5 protein-coding genes, 4 tRNA genes and 1 pseudogene are annotated in these 6156 nt (G+C 43.1%); 4 read left to right on the forward strand and 6 right to left on the reverse strand.

The features are described 5' to 3' along the window. Window positions 1–150: 150 nt before the first annotated feature. The 4 genes from AB6E08_RS22485 to AB6E08_RS22500 all read right to left on the reverse strand — a co-directional run bounded on the left by AB6E08_RS22485 (window position 151) and on the right by AB6E08_RS22500 (window position 558). A tRNA-Thr gene (locus AB6E08_RS22485) sits at window positions 151–226 on the reverse strand. Window positions 227–239: 13 nt separating this feature from the next. Beyond that, window positions 240–314 (reverse strand) — tRNA-Gly (locus tag AB6E08_RS22490). Between the two features lie 39 nt (window positions 315–353). Beyond that, window positions 354–438: transfer RNA gene (locus tag AB6E08_RS22495), tRNA-Tyr, on the reverse strand. 44 nt (window positions 439–482) lie between these two features. Then, window positions 483–558, reverse strand: a tRNA-Thr gene (locus AB6E08_RS22500). A 209-nt stretch (window positions 559–767) separates the two neighbouring features. Here AB6E08_RS22500 and coaA point away from each other — a divergent pair. Continuing rightward, entirely contained in the window at window positions 768–1691 is a 924-nt protein-coding gene (gene coaA, locus AB6E08_RS22505) for a type I pantothenate kinase (protein ID WP_009844725.1), read from the forward strand. A gap of 7 nt (window positions 1692–1698) precedes the next feature. Here coaA and birA read toward each other — a convergent pair whose 3' ends face one another. Beyond that, the gene (birA, locus tag AB6E08_RS22510) at window positions 1699–2664 is read right to left on the reverse strand and encodes a bifunctional biotin--[acetyl-CoA-carboxylase] ligase/biotin operon repressor BirA (RefSeq protein ID WP_065679893.1); all 966 of its coding nucleotides are present in this window, start codon (window positions 2662–2664) and stop codon (window positions 1699–1701) included. Beyond that, window positions 2661–3707 carry a UDP-N-acetylmuramate dehydrogenase gene (gene murB, locus AB6E08_RS22515; protein WP_372065982.1) on the reverse strand — a complete coding sequence of 349 codons (1047 nt, stop codon included), beginning with the start codon at window positions 3705–3707 and terminating at the stop codon, window positions 2661–2663. The genes birA and murB overlap by 4 nt, the downstream gene beginning before the upstream one ends. Window positions 3708–3773: 66 nt before the next feature. Between murB and AB6E08_RS22520 the strand changes: the two genes are divergently transcribed. The 3 genes and pseudogenes from AB6E08_RS22520 to AB6E08_RS22530 all read left to right on the forward strand — a co-directional run. Further along, a complete protein-coding gene (locus AB6E08_RS22520) occupies window positions 3774–4205 on the forward strand; it encodes a GNAT family N-acetyltransferase (protein ID WP_372065985.1) in 432 nt (143 codons plus the stop codon). A 91-nt stretch (window positions 4206–4296) separates the two neighbouring features. Further along, entirely contained in the window at window positions 4297–5637 is a 1341-nt protein-coding gene (gene pssA, locus AB6E08_RS22525) for a CDP-diacylglycerol--serine O-phosphatidyltransferase (protein ID WP_372065988.1), read from the forward strand. A gap of 113 nt (window positions 5638–5750) precedes the next feature. Then, a pseudogene (locus AB6E08_RS22530) lies at window positions 5751–6118 on the forward strand (IS630 family transposase); the annotation flags it as partial. Between the last annotated feature and the right edge of the window lie 38 nt (window positions 6119–6156).

The following is a 6156-nucleotide window of genomic DNA, read 5'->3' on the forward strand; positions in this document are numbered from 1 at the left end:
CCGATAGTACCAACGTTTACGTGCGGTTTCGTACGTTCAAATTTTTCTTTAGACATGGGGTGTCCCTCTAGGTACGGATTAGGTGGCTTAAAATAAGACCACGCAACCAAAAAAATGGTTTTCTTTATTAAAGGAGAAGAAGCTTTTGACTGGTGCTAATACCCAGAGTCGAACTGGGGACCTCACCCTTACCAAGGGTGCGCTCTACCGACTGAGCTATATCAGCACACAAAATGAGTTGGAGCGTGCAGCGGGAATCGAACCCGCATCATCAGCTTGGAAGGCTGAGGTAATAGCCATTATACGATGCACGCAACACGTAACTCTGTTTGAGCTATTTAACCTTTAGAATATGGTGGAGGGAGACGGATTCGAACCATCGAAGGCAGTGCCGGCAGATTTACAGTCTGCTCCCTTTGGCCACTCGGGAACCCCTCCAAATTTTGAGCTTTCTCTCGCTTACCTTAAAGAAAGGGAGAAAGTGGTGCCGACTACCGGAATCGAACTGGTGACCTACTGATTACAAGTCAGTTGCTCTACCTACTGAGCTAAGTCGGCACAAGTGGGGCGCATTTTATTGAATGATTTTCCACCTTGCAATAGTAAATTGAAAAAAAGTGAAAAATTCTCCTATGAAATTCCTAGATACGGCTATTTAGCTCAAGGTTTCTGCCTTTAACCCACATCTAGTACAGGAAGATATTTTATTTATCTATCGCTTGATGTATTTTCCATGCACTTGTTTTGTTATCCACTATAGAGTTTATATGAGCCCATTTATGTCATTTGACCGCGAACGTTGGTCTGAGCTAAGGAATTTAGTTCCGATGACACTTTCTGAGAGCGACTTAAAAGAGCTTCAAGGCATCAATGAAAAGCTCACAATGGAGGAAGCCGTTGAGATCTACCTGCCGCTCTCTCGCCTATTAAATCTCTATGTGGCAGCCAGACAGAATAGAAACTCAGTACTCCATCAATTCCTGGATAAAAACGAGAAAGCACCACCTTTTATCATCGGTATTGCTGGAAGTGTCGCTGTGGGCAAAAGTACAACTGCACGACTGCTTAAAGCCCTACTTTCTCGCTGGGAGAACCACCCAAAAGTTGAGCTAGTGACAACCGATGGCTTCTTATACCCAAATGAGGTGTTAGAAGAAAAAGGATTGATGAGTAAAAAGGGCTTTCCGGAGTCTTACGATATTAAGCGTTTAGTGAACTTTGTTTCGGATGTAAAAGCATGCAAGAGAAATGTCACGGCTCCCGTGTACTCGCATCTTACGTACAACATTACTGATGACGTTAAGTGTGTCGACCTACCTGATGTGCTTATTATTGAAGGACTTAATGTCTTGCAAACAGGCATGAACGATCCACACGAGCCACATCGCGTGTTTATTTCAGACTTCCTTGATTTCTCACTCTATGTTGACGCTGATAGCCAACAAATCAAAGAGTGGTACGTCAATCGCTTTATGAAATTCCGCGATGGCGCGTTTACCAAACCTGGCTCTTACTTTAGTCATTACACAAAATTATCGAACCAAGCGGCACTGGATAAAGCGGAAGGTATCTGGAGTTCAATTAATGGCTTGAACCTAGAACAAAATATCCTTCCTACACGAGAAAGGGCTCACTTGATTCTACGTAAAGGCGCAGATCATATGGTTGAAGAAGTGCTACTAAGAAAATAGTAACACCTTAATCGCCTTTTCTTAGCGATATCTCTCCACCGATATAGCTCTCGATACCATTCTCAGTTTTGAGTAATACAGCACCTTGTTCATCGATGCCTTGAACAACACCTTCAATTTCTCTAGGTCCAATGATCAACCTAACATTGCGACCTAAGAAATTATCAAAGCGATTCCAACGCTCTACAAAATTCGACATCCCTTTCAACTCATAATCAACAAGAGACTTATCCCAAGCATTGATCAGAGCCTGTGCTAACTGATTGCGATCGGGCACCTTCCCATCACACACTTCTTTAAGAGAAGTCCACGGTTGGCCAATACCTGATGTTGTTGGATCCATGGATAAGTTTAGCCCTAAACCAATCACAATATGAGCAGCGCCACCAGACTGTCCTGACAGCTCTACCAAGATACCGGCAAGCTTCTTGTCATTGTGGTAAAGGTCGTTCGGCCATTTGAGCTTTATACCTTCTACGCCCATCTCTTCCAAAGCTTCAACAACAGCGACACCAACCACAAGGCTCAAGCCCATCGCGGCAGCCATCCCTGCGTCGAGTCTCCAATACATTGAAAGATAGAGGTTTGCACCGAATGGCGATACCCACTCTCGTCCACGACGTCCACGTCCCGCAGCTTGATATTCAGCAATACAGACAGAACCCGATTCGAGGGTGTTAGTACGCTCTAATAAGTGTTGGTTTGTAGAACCTATGATTGGAATCAGTTCAAGAGAAGCATCTCGACTAACAACAGACAATTTGTCTTCGTTAAGCATATCTAAACGGCTAGCTAACTTATAGCCTTTGCCTTGTACTCGGTAGATATCTAAACCCCACCCTTGAATACCTTTAATGTGCTTACTGATAGCCGCTCGTGATACACCAATCATTTCACCTAGATCTTCACCTGAATGAAACTCACCGTCAGCAAGACATCTCAATAGTGCAAGCTTGGTACTGTGTTCTCTCATGCTAATGACTCCAAAGCCTTGTCTAGGTTTGTCTCACAGTCTCGTCCCATAAAACGCACTTCATGTTCCAGTCGAATATCGAATTTATTCAAGACAGACTGACGCACTCGCTCTGCAAGCTTAAGGATATCCACAGCAGAAGCCTCATCATAATTGATGATAACTAATGCTTGGTTTGGGTGAACTTGAGCACCGCCTTCTGTCACACCTTTGAACTGGCATTGATCAATCAGCCAGCCTGCAGCGACTTTGATCATGTCATTGCTCTCATAGCCTACAATGTTTGGGTATAGAGCGAACAGGCGATCAAAATGATCTTTGGTGATCACAGGGTTTTTGAAGAAGCTGCCCGCATTACCTTGGACTCTAGGGTCTGGCAACTTACTTGAACGGATAGCGCATACTTCATCAAATATAGTACGAGGAGAGAGCGTATCGGCTGCTAGGCTTTTTAACGGGCCATAGTGATTGCATGGCTCCCACTCTTTCGGCAACGTTAAACCAATCGCAACAACAATCGCTTTATCGTAGAGAGCGTGCTTGAAAATAGAATCTCGGTAACCAAAGAGACACTCTTCTTTGCTCAATCGCTTAACTGTATAAGTATCCAGACACAGGATATCGACATACTCGCATACGTCTTGTAGCTCAACACCATACGCACCAATATTTTGAATCGGAGCCGAACCTGAACAGCCAGGTATCATTGCTAGGTTTTCTAGACCACCGAGCCCTTTATCCACACTCCATTCAACTAAGTTTGGCCAATCTTCCCCCCCACTAACATGCAGTAGGTGATGGCTGGCCGTCTCGGTCAACTCAATCCCGGATAATTTATTCACTATGACCAGGCCAGTGAAGTGCTCAGTAAAAAGCATATTACTGCCCTTACCCAGTATCAACTTAGGTAAATCTGACCATTTAGGGGCTCTGTAAACGGAAATTAATTCTTCGATAGTGGTGACTTCAACCAACGCATCACACGTCTGATCTATGGAAAAAGTATGAACATTTTTTAAACTAGCATTGAGATGGAATTGCATGGCGATATTCAATTAACTTACACTGCAGTCATTCTACAGCAGATAAACCAATGGCGCAGTGACTGAATGAACAATGTCATCATTACCCAATTAGACCCAGTAAAGGTTCCCCTAGTTAAACGTTTCTATAAAGAACATTACCCAACGGGAAAAGCAAATAAAAGTGAACTGATCTATTCGTTATTACTGGATAACGAGCTGTGCGGTATCGTGCGCTTTCGTACAATAGAGAATAATCGCTTACTTACTGGAATGGCGATATCAAAACAACATCGCGGTAAGCAATTAGGCTCCCAGCTTATGGACTATTGTGCGCAACATACACTTACGGAAGACGATTACTGCTTTGCGTACGCTCATCTCACCAATTTTTACGCGCGACACAAATTCGTACAAGTAGAGCCTAAAGATCTGCCAAATGGTTTAAGAGTTTTATACGAGCGCTACTCGAATAGCGGAAAAGATCTCATTCCTATGCATTATCAGCAAAATTGTTAGAGAATGCCTCGATTATCTAGTATTTGATGCTATCCCTTTGGTAAAATTAAAGGTTCGCAATTTTGCATATTTTTAAGGTAAAACAGTCAATATGATTGCCAGTAGGAATCCATTCATACAGTTGCCAACCATAGCGCAGAATCCTGACAAGTTTGAAGTACTACTATCAGCGCAAGAGTTTCGAACTCGTCTACTTGATGAGATATCTCGCGCAACGACTCGTATTAGTTTAGTCGCTTTGTATCTTGAAGATGATGAGGCTGGCCGTGAAATCCTAACTGCCTTATATGAAGCAAAACAAAAGAATCCAGAATTAGACGTGAGCGTTTGTGTCGATTGGCACCGAGCACAGCGCGGATTGATTGGTGCAGAGTCTTCTGAAGGCAATGCTGCAATGTATAAAGAGTTTGCAGAAAAATATCAGCACTCTGTACCCGTCTATGGCATTCCAGTTCGCGGCAAAGAAGTCTTTGGCGTATTGCATTTAAAGGGCTTTATCGTCGATGACAGCGTGATATACAGCGGTGCAAGCCTTAACAATATCTACCTGAATTACCATGACCGCTATCGCTTCGATCGCTACCACGTTTTAAACAACGCAACGCTTGCTGATACGATGTTTACATACGTACACGAACAGATGGTCTCGGACAGCGCTGTTTATGACCTGGCTGATAAGAACAAGCCTGCAACCAAAGAACTGAAACCAGCGATTCGTCAGTTTCGTGCATCATTAGCAAGATCTCAGTATCAATTCGAAGGGCAGGAGGTTTCGGCAGACCAAGTAGCTGTAACACCATTGGTTGGTATCGGTAAAAGACGTAACCGTCTGAATCAGGGAATCAATCAACTCGTAGCTCAAGCTAAAGATGAAATCTTTATCTGCACACCTTACTTCAACTTCCCACCTAGCCTAGCTAAAGAAGTGAAGAAAGCGCTTAAGCGTGGCGTAAAGGTCAGCATTGTTGTTGGTGATAAGACAGCGAATGATTTCTTTATCTCACCAGAAGAAGAGTTTAAAACGATTGGTGGTCTTCCATACCTTTACGAATTGAACTTACGTCGTTTCGCTAAAGCGAATGAGGCTCATATTGCTAGCCGTAATCTATCAATTCGACTTTGGCAACACGATTCCAACAGCTTCCACCTAAAGGGTATTTGGGTAGATAAGCGCTACATGCTACTAACAGGTAATAACCTAAACCCTCGCGCATGGAAGTTGGATCTAGAGAACGGCATCTTTATCCAAGATAACTACCATCACCTAACAGACAAGTTTCAGGCTGAAGTGGATAATATCCTTCAACACACTCAGCTTATCTGTACCTATAAGCAGTTAGATAAGGTAGAGAGCTACCCGATGGAAGTTCAGAAGTTGATTCGTAAGATCACTCGTGTGAAAGCCGATAGAGTGCTTAAGCAAATACTGTAGTCGGATGTATTAGAAACACTATTTATCAACGCCTAGCATACGCTAGGCGTTTTTGTATCTGCGATATAAATGACTAAATCGTGAAAATCGTTGATAAGTATCACCACCCGAATTCTATCTATTATCTCCTAGACCTCATGGGCTTTTCTTGGATAACTTCTCGCTCCAAACACCCCAAACAATCACAGCAAATCCAAGACGATTTAAAAAAATCAAAATAGAAACGGTCCTTAAGATCCCCGGTCATATTGGGCTAGAGTGTGTTGATGTCTGGTTTCAAGACGAAGCTAGGTTTGGTCAACAGAACACAACTACACGTCTTTGGGCGACTCGTGAAACGAGGCCTCGCGTGGTAAAACAACAGCAATTTGAATACGCTTATTTGTTTGGTTCGGTATGCCCTGAAAGAGGAATTGGTGAAGCAATAGTGGTTCCTTGGGTCAACAAGAACATAATGAAAAATCATACCAATTCCATTAATTAACTTACCAATCGAGTCCAATCTCTAAAGCAGAGGGA

The sequence above is a fragment of the Vibrio sp. 10N.247.310.24 genome, from assembly GCF_041467175.1.
GTDB lineage: Bacteria > Pseudomonadota > Gammaproteobacteria > Enterobacterales > Vibrionaceae > Vibrio > Vibrio tasmaniensis_A.

Coding starts and splice junctions, on each gene's coding strand:
- coaA (WP_009844725.1), top strand. CDS start 768: ATGAGCCCATTTATGTCATTTGACCGCGAACGTTGGTCTGAGCTAAGG.
- birA (WP_065679893.1), bottom strand. CDS start 2,664: ATGAGAGAACACAGTACCAAGCTTGCACTATTGAGATGTCTTGCTGAC.
- murB (WP_372065982.1), bottom strand. CDS start 3,707: ATGCAATTCCATCTCAATGCTAGTTTAAAAAATGTTCATACTTTTTCC.
- AB6E08_RS22520 (WP_372065985.1), top strand. CDS start 3,774: ATGAACAATGTCATCATTACCCAATTAGACCCAGTAAAGGTTCCCCTA.
- pssA (WP_372065988.1), top strand. CDS start 4,297: ATGATTGCCAGTAGGAATCCATTCATACAGTTGCCAACCATAGCGCAG.